We start from the raw sequence: 17,119 nt of genomic DNA, 5'->3' as shown, positions 1-17,119 counted from the left end.
ACATGGCAAGCCTAAATCGCTATCGTATTTTATTACTGGTACTATGCTCCTTACCTATAATTTGCCTGGGGCAAAGTGTATACGATGGACAGGTTATTAACAGTATAACAGATATTGCTATACCCAGTGTAACCGTAAAACTATTAAGAGAGCGGGCAGCAACCCAAACTAACGAGCGTGGCTACTTCAGCTTAATGTATGAAAGCCATGAAAAAAATGACACACTGCTATTTACATGCGTAGGTTATAAACCATTTAAATTACCGGTATCGGCCTATCTGCCACATGTGCTAATTGCGCTGGAGGCCGCAAACACAGAGCTTAATGAGGTTTTTATCAACAATAAAAAAGTTAAACAGATTATATTGGGCCGTTTTTTAAATTATGATTTAAAAAACAGTGGCAGAAGTAACTTATACTATCACGCAACCCAGGTTATTGTTCAACGTGTACCATTAGCTAAACTTTTTACAGCACCGCGAGCCAATGCAATTTTAACCAGCATTGCATTGGGCCGGCAGGACCTACCTACAAGCCCTACTTATGCTGTACGTAATAAGTATACTAAATTTTTAATACATGTTATGGCGGAAGCTGACGTTGGCGGCCCCGGCGATGTACTATTTACCAAAACTGTTTCTTTATCAGATAATTCCGCACGGGTTGATATTGATCTGAGTAAAGAGTACGTCGTTATTCCAAGCGAAAAATTCTATGTAGCTATTGAATGGCTAATAACACCTTACAATGAGATATTTGAAGTGTCTAACTCGCCTAAGCTCGACTGGACTACAAAGCATGGCTACCAAATGCTTAAAGATGCATCAGAATACCGGGTATCTTATCAACCTTTTTTGATAGGCTATATGAATGAAAAAACATTGCAACCTGCCGTACTTTATACTAAAGTTGGCCGCGGCTGGCAAGCTACCCAGGGATATGATCCGTGGGACGTGGCCTTATCAGCCACTGTACATTATTAATGTTTGGTTATGAAAAAGATATTTACGCTAATAGCCTGCACATTTACCCTGGTAGCAAACGCCCAGCAAAAAATGAATACGTTTTATGTAGTTGATAGTTTAAGCGGTAAGCCGGTGGCATCAACAGCAGTAACTATAGTTAGAGCCAAACTATCCATAACTACCGAACAGGACGGTATATTTAAAATCCCGGGCGATTTAAGCCGTATGCTTGACACCGTAATTTTAAATACGCAAACCTATATACCTTTTAAAATACCGTTAAACGCGTTAAGCAACATGGATACGATACGCCTAACCAGGTACACCATCGAAATTAATAACCAAAAAGTAAAATATAAGGATGATACCTTGCTGAATGATTACCGTAAACAAGACATAGTACATTATGCGGGTATTAACACCGAAACTGCAAATTTTGAATACCTGCAGCTGGCCCAGCAATTTTATACCAGCAAGCCCGGTGTTTTTTTAAAAGAAATAACCTTAAACCGGCTTGCTTTTGGGCTTGACCTGTCAGACCATACCTGGACGGGGCTGGTATATCTTGATCGTACCAAATTCAGGGTCCGGATCTATGATATTGATCCGATAACCCACGGCCCCGGTCGCGACCTTTGTACTAAAATAATTGAAGAGAAAAAAAGCAGCGGCAGCCAGGTATCTATCAACCTAAAAAAATACAACATCGTCATACCCGGTACCACCTTTTTTGTAGCGGTTGAGTGGCTGCGCGATTTTTATAATGCAGGCTACTCTATAACTTATAATCCGAAGGAAAAAAAGATGACAAGGATGCCTAACTACCACCCCGCCATAGGTATATCGGCAGCTACCGGCGAGAAGGTGAACATATGGGCGCTAAATTTTAAACACGAGTGGAAACCCTTTAGTTATTTTATGCCATTTGGAACGGATTTGGCCATGAGCGCGGTAATAAAATACTGATTAAATATAATTAAGCAGGTCATTCATATTCTTGCCCATGCCGTCGGGAGTAACCTGGAGTTCTTCGGCAGGCGCGCTTTGCCTGTTTACCCAGAAGGTTGGATATCCAAACCATTTACCACCGCATGCATCCCATCCCGCGAATGCGGCGAACAAAATTTCTTCTTTTTTTAGTTTCAAATGGTCTATGCCTAACTGGTAGGCAGCCTTCGCTGGTTTATATGTTTTAACCTGGTCGGTACTTATCATTGTTTCAAAGTATTCACTGATCTGTGCATTCCGGCTGTTAGCTCTAAGCATCTTACCGGTCATGTTCGATAAAAACATCAAGCGTATCCCGCGCTCGCGCAGTTTTTTCAACGCAGGTAACACATCCGGCCAGGCTTCAAGTTTAGTGTATTGAGCCATGAGTTGAGCCTTATCTGCCGCGTTTAAGCTAATGCCTATTTTGGCGGCGGCAAATAGCAGTGCGTCTTCTGTCACCTTCCAGAAATCTGTATATTGACCTGCAGAGGTTTGGATCCAGGTGTATTCAAATTGTTTAGTGCGCCAGGTGTCTGCCAGTTAATTACCCTTATCCGGAAACAGTTGGTTAACTAACTTAAACACGGGCCGGGGATCAAATATTACAAATGCATCAAATGCAATAGCTTTTATTTTTTTTTGTGCGATAATTGCCGGGGCAAGGGCTATACTTGCTAATCCACCTGTGGTAATAGCTATAAAGATTCGCCGGCTGACGGTTGATTTGGTTGTATAATTTCCGGGTTTTGGGTCAAGTTCATTCATATCTTAGTATTCAAAATATTTGCAATACTAAAAAATATCCCGCGGTTTAGGCAACACTTTACACCAAACCCAATAAATCCTTGATGAAATAGCCTACCAGCTATATGATTCTTCGCTCATCCATTTATCCTGGATCTTGAGCACTTTTTCAATCACATCGCGGGCGCAGCCTTTGCCGCCACCAAGCGGTGATATATACTGGCTTGCTGCTTTTATTTCCTCGCAGGCATCTGCAGGGCAAACAGGCAGGCCGGCTAACTTCATTACACCCAAATCAGGGATATCATCACCCATATACAGCACATTAGTTGGCAGGATATGCTTTGACTCGAGGTAGTTTTTAAATTTATCTGTTTTTACGTGGGCGCCTATAAATACATCGGTAATACCCAGGCTGTTTAAACGGTAGATAGCAGTTTTAGAACGGCTACCCGATATGGCGCAAACATTATAACCACACTTAACTGCTAACTGTAAAGCATAACCGTCCTTAATGTTAAAAGAGCGGCTTTGCTCGCCGGTTTCGGTAACAAATACAGAACCATCGGTTAATACACCATCCACATCAAAAATAAAAGTGGTAATGTCTTTTAGCTTATTTAAAAATGATTCCATTGGAAAGGATTACACTGATTAGAGGATGTGATTGCACAGATTATTATGGGAATACTTTATAGATATCTTTTTGGTGCGGTCATTTATGAAGCCAGTTTTTTCATAACTTCTTCGCGCGATACCCTATCAGTCATATCAGCTTCTTTCATCATCATTAGCAGTCCCATATCTTCCTTTTCTTCGTCGCTAATAACTTTTGAAGAGATATTCATCTTTTCCAATAAGTCAGTAATAAGTTTGGCCTCATCTTTTGTTTTTGGGTTAATTACGATGCTTTCCATGTAACAAATTTAATTAACTATTTTAAGATTACAGCTATTATAAAGATTATTGATTATCGCGCCACTCATAAACCCAGGCCGACTGGATCTGTTCCAAATGTCCCTCGGATGACTCTTCGCGGGTACCTGCAAAATTAGGCAACGACAGCACCCACTCTAACAGGTCGGTAAAACGGATGCGGTATATTCTTGATTCGTTAAAGTCATCTCCAAACTTTTCATAAAGCGACATCGCGATGTCTTCATGATCGTTCCAGTGTATCGGCAGGGCAAATTTATCGTCTGTCATTTGTTTTTTGTTATACGTGGTACGTTATACGTAGTACGTTTTATTTTCTGTTGTATGTGATACGTTGTACGTAGTACGTCTTTATCTTTATAACCGCCACGTATAACGTCAAACGTAATACGTACAACCTTATCAGTGTCCTAAAAACTGCGATTGATTGGGCAGGGTAACTTCAATATCTCCGTCTATCATTACGCACTGGCAGCCTAATCTTGAAGTAATACGCGGGTTAACGGCACGGTCAATAAAATCCTCTTCCTTATCAGAAATCTCCTGAACGTTGTCTGCACCCTTATTAACGTAGATATGGCAAGTGCTGCAACCGCATACGCCACCACAATTATGCTGTAACTCTATGCCATTTTCCAGGCAAACATCTAACACAGATTCTCCCTCGGCAATAGGCAGCTCAACTGTTTCATGGCCCGCCTCCTCAAAGTTTATCTTTACTTTAAAAATATTCATTTTGGCAAAAGTAACAAAATTACTTATCCCCGTGCCGGTCAATGTCCATTTTGATAATGCCCTGACTTAATAAAGTATATAATTGCTGTAACCCGGGCATGTCTTTTAACAATTGCAGGTGGTTATTCATTGTAGTTTCGTCGTTACGTACAGCCGGGCCGGTTTGCACAGCAGCAGGTAAGTTATTTTGCACCTTCTCTGCAGTCTCCAATATTAACGGGCGAATAAGATCAAAATTAAGATCATGCTGTGCCAAAATTTGCTGCGCGATGTTATACAGGTAATTAGGGAAATTGCAGGCAAATACAGCTGCCAGGTGCAATGTTTTCCGCTGCGCGCTATTGATATCATAAACACTGTTACTAATGCCCTGCGCAAGCTCTTTTAACTGTTTACCGATAGCCTGATCAGCGCCTTCAATACAAAGCGGTACGGTACGGAAGTTAACTTCCTTAGCCTTGCTAAAAGTTTGCAGTGGGTAAAAAACACCAACGTTATCACTGAATGCAAGTAAGGCATATAGGTCAGTAGCGCCCGAGGTATGCACCATTAGTTTTTGGTAAGGTGCCAGCTGCTCGGCTATTAAGCCAATAGCGTCATCTTTAACAGCTATGATAAAGATATCTGTTTCAGGATCGATAAGGATCAGATCATCAACTGGCTCAGCTTTAACATGGTAAGCCAGTAACGCGGCGTTCTGCATATCGCGGCTGTAAACCTGAACAATGCGGTGCCCGGCGTTTTTAAACGCCGCTGCCAAATGTGTGGCTACATTGCCCGAACCGATGATGGTGATACGCATAAGCCCCTCTAAATCTTCCCTTCGGGGAGACTTTTATATCTTGTTAATTAATAATGCTATTCAAAGCCCTCTTCTTTGGGGAGGGCTGGGAGGGGTTGATTATGTATTCTTCAACTCCTTATTTCTTCTAAAAATAGAAATCAAAATACCAATAACCATAATTATAGTACCCGACCACAGGAAGTTAATATACGGGAATTCGATGGCACGCATTACTATCCATTTCTTAGCGCTTTCCGGTTGCTGGTAAAGGGTTATTTCTACCTTACCTTTTTGCGGCAGTACTTTAGTGAAACGTAATTTTATACCAGCCTCTTCAACCTTGCGGGCAAAATCAAACGCGTTGTTGTTACGGATCATGTACACCGGCTCGGCAACGTAATTTTTGCCGTTAGCAACAACCTGTAACTTGGCGCCTATGGCAACATCTTTATCGGTAAGTGTAATATCCTGCACTTTATCAATCCGGCCAATGCTGCTTAATATAGCATAGCCATCTCTAAAACGGATAGTATCTCCCGGTGCAACCTCGCGGGTGAAAGGGGCTTCGTATTTTTTATCGTCGTTAGCTTCGTCGTGGCCCGCCGCTTCTGTACCCTCGCCTATTTCCATAGCGTTGGTATAAGTAACATGCGTATAAAGGTCGCTAAATAAATAGTGCCTCGTATCCGGCGATGCGATCAAACCCATCTTGGCATTTGCCTGTGCGTTGGGTTTTAATATAAACTCTTCGGTAACCTTACCATTAGCATCAATCACCTTATAACTCATTTTAAAATAATGGTTAGGTGGGGCTATAGAATCGCCGAAATAGGTAACGGTATACTTGCCCATCACGACAGGCTGATTTTTATACAGGGTGATGTTTTCGCGCGGGTTATTTTTTGCTTTAACAAACTCTTCGGTGATCTGCCCGCCGCCGGTTGTATTTTCTGATATTACCTTGCTGGTGCCTGCAGATATTAAAGCGCCTATCATTATCAGCCCAAAACCAATGTGCGCTACTGCCGAACCGGCCAGCTTAAATTTACCTTTTAATGCATCTGCCAATACCTTTCCGTTAGCTAAAACCGAATAAATGGCGCCTACCATTATCAATATAAATACAAAGTTTAGTTTGTTAGCGCCGGTAAAATAAACAACCGGCAGGGTAAGTAAACCTGCTATCACCAAATAAACTGCGCTGGTGATAACAAACTTGGTGGTATCGGTTTTTTTATATTTTAAAAATTGGGTAAAGCCGGTTAGTAACGTAACTACCACGGCAAACGATGCCTGTATAATATTGTAATGCTTTATCGGATCGGCCGGCGGGGCCAGTTTGGTGCCAAACATGGCGTTCCATACCGGAATAGATGATACCACCACCAGGTGGAAGCACGACAGGCATAAAAATATCGCCCCGACAAACATCCAGAATTCGCGCGAATAGGTTTCTTCGTCCTTGCTTGTGCGCGGTAATTCTTTCCAGCGGATAGCCAGTAAAGCTATGGCGATCAACAGGAAGATCACTACATCAGCCACTAAGTGCCAGAACATGCCTGCATCAGTAAACGAGTGTACCGAAGTTGTACCCAGAATACCGCTGCGTGTTAAGAACGATGCGTACAATACCAAAACAAAGCTCATCAGCACCAAAATGGCCGCGGTAATATAAGAGTGGCCGGTGTTTTTGTAAACGATCATAACGTGTACTGCGCCAACCAATATTAACCATGGGATGATGGAAGCATTTTCTACCGGGTCCCAGGCCCAAAAACCACCGAACGATAAAGACTCATACGCCCAGAACGCGCCCATAATAATACCGGTACCCAATATCATCATGGCAAACAAAGCATACGGGATAGCTGCATGCACCCAATCCTTATAACGCTTTTGCCAAAGGCCCGCTATTGCGTAAGCGAAAGGCACAACCATTGACGCAAAACCTAAAAACAACGTCGGCGGGTGGATAACCATCCAATAATTTTGCAATAACGGGTTCATGCCGTTACCGTCTTTTATGTAGGTTAAATAATTGTGATAATACTCTGGATTGGTTGCATATATTGGTACCTGCTCTTTAAGGTTAATAGCTTCGCGAAGCAAAATGAACGGAGAGGTACCTATACGGCTGCCAAATATATCAACGCCGATAAGCATAGTTGCCAGTATTGCCTGCGATAACGAAACTACGGCCATCACCGGGGTTTCCCATGATTTGGCTTTCCAGATCAGGATATTTCCTAATACTGCCTGCCAGAAGGTCCATAGCCAGAAGCTGCCCTCCTGCCCGTCCCAAAAACTCGAGATGATATAATGGGTTGGTAACGCTCTTGAGGAGTGCTCCCAGGCATAATAATACTCAAAAAGGTGATTTAAGATGATGTAGTATAAACAAACGCCAATACCTATAACAGCTATGGTATTGATATAAGCGCCCAAACGGCCCAGGCGTTTCCATGAAGTATCAACAGGGTTGGTAGTTGCAAAATAGTAGCTTATTGCCGCAAACAGGGCCGAGCCAAATGCCAAAATAGTAAAGAACTGGCCCAGGTGGCCCGGTAAAAGGTGTTCGCCTTTAAAAGCTGTATCCATTAAAAAATAATATATGTTATATGTTGGCTTGTTTTGCTTTGACCTCGGTAACTTCTACCTGATCCTGCTTATATTTAGACGGGCACTTCATCAATATATGTTTGGCATGAAACTCATTACCTTGCATTTGACCCGTTAAAACAATTTGTTCAGAACGTTCAAAATCTTGTGGCTTACTACCTGTGAATATTACTTTACATTCTTCGCCCTTGTTATCCTTCATATAAAATGAAAAGTAATTGGCATCCTTTGTAGCGTCGTAATATAGTTGCTTTTGCTTATTTAGATGGCCTACAACATGCAATTCTGTGTCTGTACTTTTTGCATCCTTAAACGAGCCATAGGTACTTGAGGTAGAATAAACGCTGATGATCACGGCAATAGCTATGGCTATTACAACAAGACCAAATATGGAAGACTTTTTCATTTACGGTTTATTTCTTTTAATTAAAGGTCACAAAAATACAAAACGTACAGGTAATAATGTTTATTACTAAGGATATATATTATTTAGAATTTATCTAAATAAATTATCGAATGATAGAGATGGAGCCACTTTCTTTGATCTTGTTATTGTAATAGGTATCTAACCCATCAAAGATCCAGTAATAGGTACCGGCCGGCAGGTCCTTACCTTTAAAATTACCGTCCCAAAAGGCTGCCTGTGATTTTGTGGAATACATTAACTGCCCATTTCGGTTAAAAATATCCAGGTTGCCAAATTTTACATAACCTTCTATATGCAGCGCGAAAAAATCATTCACGCCATCGTTATTTGGGGTAAAAACATTGGGTGCAGTTACAACATAGGGTAACGGCGGTAACACAGTTACCCGCACCGGCATTATCTGTTCGCAGCCAAAAGCGCTTTGCACTTTGATAAAATACATTCCGCTTTTATCTATTGCTGTATAATTGGTTAACGGTATGGTGGCGTGTATATCCGCATAATAACCATACGTATTGCCGGGCTGCTTTACAAATGTCCTTGTAACATCCACTGTTGCCGGGTATCTGGCGGGCTCGGGGTCGGTAACCTGTACGACGGGTGGGGTAAGCTTAACATGAATGGGTTTTGCGTCAGAGCAGCCGTTCTCGCCTATCCCTTGTATATAATAAGTTCCGGGCAGCACCACGTGTGTCGAGTCGCGCAAATGGGTGGATAGTGAAGCATCCTCATAATAATAATAAGTTAATCTGTTACTGCTGCCCTCCGTTACAAATTTACCTGTTAAATCAACCCCGCTTTCCGGGCAGCCGTATACGGTATCTACTAATTGCAGCTTAAAATCGGTTTCTACTTTTGTTACCATAGTATATAAAACGTCTTCGCAGCCCAATCCGGAGTAAGGTGTAACTTTTAACGCATACCTGGTTAGGTTTGGCGGCGGCGGGTATAACTCAAAATTTTGCCCGGTACTGAGCTTTTGCGACATATCCTCATTATACCATTCATAGCCGGCAAATCCTTCGGGGCCTTTTAACATAATTGATTTTTGCCCGGGGCAATAAGTAGCGCCCTGAATTGGCTGTGCCGATTTACCTTCGTCCACATCAATATAAGCATAGCCAAAGTGCCTGTTATAAACGCAATCGTTGGTAGTAAATTCAATCCGCATCAATTTACCCAGGTATTTGTGCAGATCGAGTGTGGCTGTCGACCAATCTTTATAATATACCGGCGATACCAAACCATCACTATCTTTTAATACTTGAGGCGCCTGTTTAAAATCGGGCAGCGACCCCGCTATAAAATCAAAAGATGGGCAGCTAACATATTTCCCGTCTGATACATCATAAACACGCGCGGTAAACCGAGGCTGTTCAAAATCCTTGTGCGGCGGGTTTTGCAAAACCACGGCATAATTAAAAGTTATGGCATAAGCTAAGCTCGATTCGGTAGGTACAAAAAAAGTGTAATTAATACTTTCGGCTTCGTGTTTTACATCGTCATTTCCTAACCTTACAGAGTAATTGCTGCCATTGGGGCAAACAACAGGAAACTTACCATAGGGATCAACCCGCTGCGCATCTGCCTGCTTATTAAAAATAGTATGCCGTCCCTGAATAGGCGCACTTGTGCCCATACTAATTACTCCTTGTCCGTTTATTGTGCCTGCGCCACAATTCCAATTATTAAACGAACCGTCTTCAAAGCCTATGTTAGCAGGCAAGCTTTGAGCAAACGATGTTACGCTTAATAATAAGAATATTATAACCAAGTTTTTAAACACGGGGCATTTGTCTTAAAAAGTGAATTTAAGAAACATTAGGTATTATAGCTAATTAGATATTAGCTATTACGTTAGCATGTAGCTAAGCGTTGCTTGAAGTTGTAGATTGAATTTCGCGGCCCGATTTAAGCCCTATAGATTTTTTTTTGGGGAGGGATAATTACGATCTATCGGATAATAGCAACCGACCCACTTTTGGTTATTTTGGTATTGTAAAAAGTATCCGTACCATCAAACAGCCAGTAATAGGTACCGGCAGGTAAGTTTTTACCATTAAAGCTGCCATCCCATGATGTGTCCGAAGATTTGGCTGTATATACCAAATTGCCGTAACGATTGAATACATCGAGTTTATTAAACTTTACATATCCTTCAATATGTAAATTAAAATAATCATTCACGCCATCATTGTTAGGTGTAAAAGCGTTTACCGCTGATATAATATAAGGGGGTGGCGGTAAAATTGTGACATCAACGCTTGCTATAGCACTACACCCATAAGTATTTATAGCTTTGACATAAAATTTGCCTGTATGATCTATAGCCCTATAATTTGTTAAAGGGATTGTGGCGGTGGCATCCGTATAATAGCTATAGGATAAACCACTTTGTTTTACGTAGGTGGTTGACAAGTCTACCGTTGCTGGAAAAGTAACCGGTTCAGGTTTACTAAGCTTTAAAACGGGGGGTTCTATCTTAACATATATAGGTAATGTACTCTCGCACCCCTCATTGTTTATACCTTTTATATAATAAATGCCTGAGGTTACAATTGCTTTAGGATTGTTTACCTGCGCTTTTTCCTCCCCATCAAGAAAGTAGGTGTATTTCATCCCGGGACTACTGCCATCGGTTACATATGCGGTAGTAAGATCGACCCCGGTATTGGCGCAACCGTGTACGGTATCAACCAGTTTTAATCTAAACCCATTATCAATTTTATTAATAACGGTGTTTAGCGTATCAACACAGCCCACACCGTCATATGGTAATATCCTTAAAGCATATTTAGCAAGATTAGGCGGGGCGGGTGATATTTTAAGCACTTGCCCACTGCCAATAAACTTTGAAAAATCATCATTATACCATAAGTACTCTGAATAACCGATGGGGCCTTTTAATGTAACAGACGTTTGGGTTGCACAATAAGCATTTCCTGTAATGGGGGGCCTGGTGCCCTCGTCGCCTACATCAAGATATGCATAACCAAAATGACCACCTTTAGTACAATCATTTGTTGCAAACTCAATGCGCATTTGTTTTCCTATATAACTGCGCAAGTCTATCGTTGCTGTCGACCAATCTTTATAATAAATGTCTATTGCTGCGCCCCGGCCTCCGGTCGCCTTTTTTGATGACAAATTAAATCCCGGTAATGAAGTTCCGGCTACGAAGTCAAATGACGGACAATCAACATATTTATCGTCGGTAATATCATACACCTTCGCAGTAAATTTAGGTTGTTCATTTGCGCCATGAGGAGGATTTTGCAAAACAACAGCGTAATTAAATGTTATACTTGACTGGCTAAGGCTGGGCACCGTAAAAGTGTAACTTATACCTTCGGCTTGTGCTCCGGTTTGTTCATTACCTAATCGTATAGAATAATTGCTTCCGTTTGGACACACAACCGGGAAATCGCCATAAGGGTCTAATCCATTACCATCATTTAATCTTCTAAAAAGAGTGTGCTGCCCCGGAATTGGGTCTACGATTCTTAAATTTATCGTCCCATCGGTTGTTATAACACCTGCAGCACATACCCAACCAGCAAACGATCCATCCTCAAAACCAATATTAAATGGCAAGGTCTGAGCGAGTGATTTAACACTAATAAACAGGAATAGTATAAATATCTTTTTGAACACAGGGGTAACTGAAAAAAATAAATTTAAGAAACATTGTTTACTTATATGTAAATCATTTTAATTATTACATTAAGATATTGTAAACCTTTATTTATACGAGAAAGGGCCCCGAACTATCGGGGCCCTTTCTCGTTAAATTAAAAAACATTATTACGGCCAGATACCCAAATTTTGGTAAGACACCGCTATTTTATTAATAACGCCTACCAATGCTGCGGTACGCATACCGTCAATTTTATCATTGGCTTTATATGTTTCTCTTATTTCATGATACGAGCGGATCATGGTATCCTCTAAACCAGAGTTTACCAATTCCAGCTCGGACGCGCCTTTAACAATGGTCGCGCGTTGTAGGGGAGTTAAAGAAGTACCGGTGATACCTTCAACCATGTTTACCAGGTTAAGGTTGGTAGTTTCTTCAAACCTGCGGTTGATACGGCCAAAAGCTACGTGCGAAAGGTTTTTTAACCATTCGAAGTAGGATACCGTAACACCACCGGCGTTGGCATACATATCAGGCACTACAATACCACCCATTTGGTAAAATATATCTTCGGCTTCGGGGCTGGTTGGGCCGTTAGCGCCTTCAACTATAATTTTAGCTTTAATGTTGCGGATATTGTCAACAGTAAGCTGATTCTCTAACGCAGCAGGTATTAAGATATCACATGGCTGCTCCAGGCCTTCCATGGTGTTCTTAAATTCTTTTTTGGCACCAGCGTAGCCCAGGATAGATCCGGTGGCTTTACGGTGCTGAAACACGGCCTCAACATCTAATCCATCCTCGTTATAGACAGCTCCCTCAAATTCGCATAAGCCAACTATCAGCGCGCCAAATTCAGACATAAACTTAGCCGAGTAATAACCCACATTACCTAAACCTTGTACAATAACCTTTTTACCGGCTACGCCAGGCGTTAAACCTAACTTTTGCATATCCTCGGCAACGCTTACACATTCGCGGGCAGCAATAGCCACTCCCCTGCCTGTTGCTTCGCGGCGGCCTGCTATGCCATGCAAGGCAATTGGTTTGCCGGTAACAGCGCCCATAGCATCCAGCTGGCCCGGGTTCATGGTAGCATAGGTGTCGGCTATCCAGCTCATTTCGCGTTCGCCGCTTCCGTAATCGGGTGCAGGTACGTCAATGCTGGGGCCAATAAAGTTTTTCTTGATTAGTTCCACCGTATAACGGCGGGTTATATTCTCTAACTCCTGTACGGTGTAGTTTTTAGGGTTGATCTTAATACCACCTTTAGCGCCACCAAACGGAACGTTTACGATAGCGCATTTGTAGGTCATTAAGGCGGCAAGCGCCATTACTTCGTCCTCGTTAACCATTTCGCTGTAGCGGATACCGCCTTTTGTTGGCGACTGGTGGTGCGAGTGCTCAACGCGCCAGGCGTCAATTACCTCAAAGCTATTGCCACGGCGAATAGGGAAACGAAAACGATAGACACTATTACATGATTTTATTTGGTCTAACAGACCGGCATCGTGCTTGGTAAATTGTGCTGCATAATCAAAGTTACCGCACACGTCGGCAAAGAAGTGTGTTTCCTGATTAGCGGCTGGATTATTTGTAGCCATAATTTGTTGTTATAAATATGATTTTCTTAATAAAGGATGCAAATTTGATACAAATTTTAACAAATTCGCAATTTATTATGTCATTATACTGTATACTTCTGGTAACAATAGTATAAAAACTATGTTTAAACAATTATAGCGTATTTTTTGGACTACTTTTCTTTTTCGATTTTTTTTAATCGCCTGTCTATCGAGAACAGATAAATGGCCAAACCGAGAAAAATTATAACAATTGTGGCTATTACCACATATATTTTACCCGAGCTGCGAAACGCGTCGGCCATTTCAACAGATTGTGTTTGCTGGGCAAATGCCGTTACAAAAGATAAAAGGAATATTAATAAGGATATAGATCTTTTCATGTTAGTATATGCTGTTTCTTTTGTTTTCAATTAAACGGATACGGTAACGCAGGGTAGCTATCCATATGGCCAAAAAACTCCAGCCTAACATGGCGGGATAAAATGCCACTTTCATACCACTATCCAAGTCGTATTTACCAAAGGCAGGGTTACCACCGCTGCCGGGGTGCAATGAATCTGTCATCCTTGGCAACACAAATATTAACACAATCATTATTGGGAAAGCAAAAATATTATATATTGACGAGATCTTAGCTCGTTTTTGCTCTTCATCAATCGAATTACGTAATACGATATACGCGCAATACAGTAAGAAAGCGATGGCTGCGCTGTTCTGTTTAGGATCGCCGCTCCAAAATTCGCCCCAGGTAAACTTTGCCCATATCATACCCGTTATTAATCCAAGGGTATAAAAAAGAAGGCCGGTATTTACACACTCAACCGATGCAAGGTCGTACTCTTCCTTACCCGTGCTTAAATACTTGATACTAAAAAATACCGATATAGAAAATACAGCTAACATCCCCATCCACATAGGCACATGGAAATACAGGTTGCGTATGGTTTCATGAAGGATGTTTAACCGGGGTACCGGAAGTATCAAGCCGGTTATAAATGTAGAAAGTATGAGTATTACTACTATTACTTTCCACCATGTTTGATATATAAATTTCATGTTTAAATGTGAGACAGCAAATGTAATAATTATTTATGTTGACCGCTTATTTATGTTGAAGTGCCTCGAAGCTTTGCGTAGGTACATAATCAACCGGCAATAGTTCAGACAAGCGGGCTTTGCTCCAGGCACCTTCATATAGAGGGTCGCCGTTTATTACAATGCCATTCTTATCAAATAAAGCGTATGGCGGGTTATTAAACAAGGTAACCACACTTATTTCGTAATTAGGCATGTCCAACGGGCGGTAAATATCTTTATAATTATTCTCATCGCGCTTCCGGGTATACATTACATATAGGTAATTTGGGAACGTAATAGCATAAATACCCGCCTGCTGGGTGGTTCGTAATAACTCGACCGAATACCAGGGGACAGTTGATATCCTTTCATGGGTGTATTTTGAAAAGTTGGCAATATCTATCCAATGGTTAAGCGAATCGGGACGGGCGAAGGTTTTATACCTTGTCATTCTTTGATGAATTATTTCGTCGGTTGGACGCTCAGGGTTTAAATAGCGTGTAAGGCGACGCACTTCAAATCCTTCCTGGGTTAACTGGTCTGTATAAAGCGCGCGGTAAAAATGCATGGGCGAACCATAGTAAGCCATATCCCTGTTTTCATCCCATTTCTTTTTTTGTGATTTTGATCCGGGTAATTCTTCAAATAAACGTTGCCCGCCATAGCTAACTATGTTATTTATCCCATCGCTTTTAAAATCTTTAAGCAAAAATTTAACCCGATAACCTAATCCACGGTTTTCAATCACCAGGAAGTTGTCGGTCTCGGCCCCTAACAATAACTTCTTTTTACTATAGGTAAAATACAATACGTCGGGGTTAAGTACCTGGCATAGTTTTGCATTTGCATCTGTACCAATAAATTCTCTTTTAAATTGCTCGAAGTTTCTTTTCCAGTCGGCTTTGGCCGTTGTCGAAATCACCACCTCTCTCAACTGAATTACTTTTGGTTCCAGCTCAACGTTTAAGGTAATCGGGTCATCACCTACCTGTACCTTTTGTGTAAAGTCGCTAAAGCCTACCGAGGTTACCACCAACGTATACTGGCCCGGCCTAAGCCTGTTTAGGCTATAAGTACCGTCGTTTGCGGTGCTGGTACCAAATGATGAGTTGCTTAAAAAAACACTGGCCCGTTGCACCGGCGAATGGGTTTCTTTTGATGTAACCTTACCGGTTATGCTCACGGTTTGCGCCATGGTAAAAACCGGGTAAAGAAAACACAACACTATAAACCGGGCAAACCGCATACTTAATTTAACACTGGGTGTTTTAAACCGCTAAATAAAACATTTAGAACTAAAATATTAAGGAGAACAAGCGTAAATATAAATATTCTAATCTTGTTTTAATTTGCCGGGACACAGTTGTTATGGTTGTTTTTCGTAAGGCGTATAATCAACCGGCAATAAGGTTGACAGACGGGCCTGCGACCAGGTGCCTTCATATAACGGGCTATCGCCTATAATGGAGCCATTTTTATCAAACAGTAACACATGGTTATCGCCTGTATAACTAACTATTGTGGTGGCATAGTTCAAATCATGGGGCACACGGTATACATCTCTAAAATAAGTTGTCTCCCATTTTTTTGTGTAGACTACATATAAATGATCCTGGAACATAAGGGCCGACAACCCTTGCCTATCTGTTAGTTGCACTATACTGTTTACAGCCACTTGCGCCCTGCCTATCAGCTTTTGCCTGGTGTAATGCGAGCTATTTTTAACGCCCATCCAGTAAAAAGTAGAGTCCATGCTGGAGTGCCTGTACTTTTCTATATTTTCATCAATAACATTCTCCGGAGGGCGCCTTGTATTAAACTGGCGTGTTAATCGATAGATCTTAAACCCGGCAGCGGCCAAACTATCTTTACCTAAGGCTCTGTAAAAATGCCTCGCCGAGCCATAATAAGCCTCATCTCGTCTTTTATGCCATCTTTTCTTTTTCGAATCGCCGCCGTCCATCTCTTCAAAAACCTGGCTGCCGGCATAAGTAACATCACCTGTATTTAAATCGCTCTTAAAATTTTTAAGCATATATTTAATACGATAGCCCAAAGCGTTATTTTCGATAACTAAAAACTCATTGGTCGATGCCTCTAAAACGCGTTTATCTTCATAGAAGGCAAAGTTCAATACTTCTGGGTTTATAATTTTACAATCGCCTGCGTTTTTATCGGTACCGATAAACTCTTCTTTAAACCGTTTAAGGGCCGCTTTTTTATCAGACTTTGATATACCGGTTATTTTAACTTCTTTAAGTTGGGTAACTTTTATAGACAAGCCTATATCCAGCTTAACAGGCTCCGTATTTAATAATATGGTTTCTGTATTACTTTCGTATCCTACCGCGGTAACCACCAGGATGTACTGCCCGGCCCTGAGCCCGTGTAATGCAAATGCCCCATCTGCACCCGTTGAAGTACCGAAGGATGAACTGCTTAAAAATACGCTGGCACCGGGTACGGGCGCTTTAGTATCTGCATCAAAAACTTTACCTGTAATGGCTACACTTTGTGCCCGGACGATTACAGGCAATAGTACGAGTAGTAATAATATCCTTAATAATTTCATGTAGTAGCTATACGCGTATTGTAAAATGATAATAGAAACGGATTTTA

General features: G+C 41.4%; 18 protein-coding genes. 2 read left to right on the top strand and 16 right to left on the bottom strand.

Annotated features, from left to right (window positions below; genetic code table 11):
• Positions 1 to 2 precede the first annotated feature (2 nt).
• Together ABIB50_RS01300 and ABIB50_RS01295 are read left to right on the top strand one after the other, a co-directional pair.
• A complete protein-coding gene (locus ABIB50_RS01300) occupies positions 3 to 983 on the top strand; it encodes a carboxypeptidase-like regulatory domain-containing protein (RefSeq protein WP_429376573.1) in 981 nt (326 codons plus the stop codon).
• Between the two features lie 9 nt (positions 984 to 992).
• On the top strand, positions 993 to 1,931 hold the full coding sequence (locus ABIB50_RS01295) for a hypothetical protein (RefSeq protein WP_429376571.1): 939 nt from the start codon (positions 993 to 995) through the stop codon (positions 1,929 to 1,931).
• On the opposite strand, the gene ABIB50_RS01290 is transcribed toward ABIB50_RS01295, so the two are convergent.
• From ABIB50_RS01290 to ABIB50_RS01215, 16 genes are all read right to left on the bottom strand, one after another.
• A complete protein-coding gene (locus ABIB50_RS01290) occupies positions 1,932 to 2,495 on the bottom strand; it encodes a haloacid dehalogenase type II (RefSeq protein WP_429377456.1) in 564 nt (187 codons plus the stop codon).
• On the bottom strand, positions 2,496 to 2,720 hold the full coding sequence (locus ABIB50_RS01285; protein WP_429376569.1) for a hypothetical protein: 225 nt from the start codon (positions 2,718 to 2,720) through the stop codon (positions 2,496 to 2,498).
• Between the two features lie 93 nt (positions 2,721 to 2,813).
• Complete coding sequence (locus ABIB50_RS01280) at positions 2,814 to 3,335, bottom strand: KdsC family phosphatase (RefSeq protein WP_429376568.1); 522 nt, start codon at positions 3,333 to 3,335, stop codon at positions 2,814 to 2,816.
• An 83-nt stretch (positions 3,336 to 3,418) separates the two neighbouring features.
• Positions 3,419 to 3,616 (bottom strand): hypothetical protein, encoded by a 198-nt coding sequence (locus tag ABIB50_RS01275; protein WP_429376566.1) that lies wholly within the window; start codon positions 3,614 to 3,616, stop codon positions 3,419 to 3,421.
• A gap of 46 nt (positions 3,617 to 3,662) precedes the next feature.
• On the bottom strand, positions 3,663 to 3,905 hold the full coding sequence (gene iscX, locus ABIB50_RS01270; protein WP_429376564.1) for a Fe-S cluster assembly protein IscX: 243 nt from the start codon (positions 3,903 to 3,905) through the stop codon (positions 3,663 to 3,665).
• 132 nt (positions 3,906 to 4,037) lie between these two features.
• Positions 4,038 to 4,370: a 2Fe-2S iron-sulfur cluster-binding protein gene (locus ABIB50_RS01265; protein ID WP_429376562.1), complete on the bottom strand. Its 333-nt coding sequence runs from the start codon at positions 4,368 to 4,370 to the stop codon at positions 4,038 to 4,040.
• 19 nt (positions 4,371 to 4,389) lie between these two features.
• Positions 4,390 to 5,172, bottom strand: coding sequence for a Rossmann-like and DUF2520 domain-containing protein (locus tag ABIB50_RS01260; protein ID WP_429376560.1), 783 nt, complete (start codon positions 5,170 to 5,172; stop codon positions 4,390 to 4,392).
• 99 nt (positions 5,173 to 5,271) lie between these two features.
• On the bottom strand, positions 5,272 to 7,752 hold the full coding sequence (gene ccsA, locus ABIB50_RS01255) for a cytochrome c biogenesis protein CcsA (RefSeq protein ID WP_429376559.1): 2,481 nt from the start codon (positions 7,750 to 7,752) through the stop codon (positions 5,272 to 5,274).
• A gap of 16 nt (positions 7,753 to 7,768) precedes the next feature.
• Positions 7,769 to 8,179, bottom strand: a complete 411-nt coding sequence (locus ABIB50_RS01250; RefSeq protein WP_429376557.1) for a cytochrome c maturation protein CcmE — start codon at positions 8,177 to 8,179, stop codon at positions 7,769 to 7,771.
• A 103-nt stretch (positions 8,180 to 8,282) separates the two neighbouring features.
• Complete coding sequence (locus tag ABIB50_RS01245) at positions 8,283 to 9,974, bottom strand: gliding motility-associated C-terminal domain-containing protein (protein WP_429376555.1); 1,692 nt, start codon at positions 9,972 to 9,974, stop codon at positions 8,283 to 8,285.
• Between the two features lie 179 nt (positions 9,975 to 10,153).
• Entirely contained in the window at positions 10,154 to 11,854 is a 1,701-nt protein-coding gene (locus ABIB50_RS01240; protein WP_429376554.1) for a gliding motility-associated C-terminal domain-containing protein, read from the bottom strand.
• Positions 11,855 to 12,004: 150 nt separating this feature from the next.
• The gene (locus ABIB50_RS01235; protein ID WP_429376552.1) at positions 12,005 to 13,441 is read right to left on the bottom strand and encodes a Glu/Leu/Phe/Val family dehydrogenase; all 1,437 of its coding nucleotides are present in this window, start codon (positions 13,439 to 13,441) and stop codon (positions 12,005 to 12,007) included.
• A 152-nt stretch (positions 13,442 to 13,593) separates the two neighbouring features.
• Positions 13,594 to 13,803 carry a CcmD family protein gene (locus ABIB50_RS01230; protein WP_429376551.1) on the bottom strand — a complete coding sequence of 70 codons (210 nt, stop codon included), beginning with the start codon at positions 13,801 to 13,803 and terminating at the stop codon, positions 13,594 to 13,596.
• 1 nt (position 13,804) lies between these two features.
• Positions 13,805 to 14,506 (bottom strand): cytochrome c biogenesis protein, encoded by a 702-nt coding sequence (locus ABIB50_RS01225; RefSeq protein WP_429377454.1) that lies wholly within the window; start codon positions 14,504 to 14,506, stop codon positions 13,805 to 13,807.
• Between the two features lie 19 nt (positions 14,507 to 14,525).
• Positions 14,526 to 15,695, bottom strand: coding sequence for a carboxypeptidase-like regulatory domain-containing protein (locus ABIB50_RS01220; RefSeq protein ID WP_429376549.1), 1,170 nt, complete (start codon positions 15,693 to 15,695; stop codon positions 14,526 to 14,528).
• A 171-nt stretch (positions 15,696 to 15,866) separates the two neighbouring features.
• Positions 15,867 to 17,072: a carboxypeptidase-like regulatory domain-containing protein gene (locus ABIB50_RS01215; RefSeq protein WP_429376548.1), complete on the bottom strand. Its 1,206-nt coding sequence runs from the start codon at positions 17,070 to 17,072 to the stop codon at positions 15,867 to 15,869.
• Positions 17,073 to 17,119: the final 47 nt, after the last annotated feature.

This window comes from Mucilaginibacter sp. UYCu711 (assembly GCF_050433825.1).
Taxonomy (GTDB): domain Bacteria; phylum Bacteroidota; class Bacteroidia; order Sphingobacteriales; family Sphingobacteriaceae; genus Mucilaginibacter.
The sequence above is the reverse complement of the archived record's forward strand: the minus strand, read 5'-3'. Positions and strand labels throughout refer to the sequence as shown.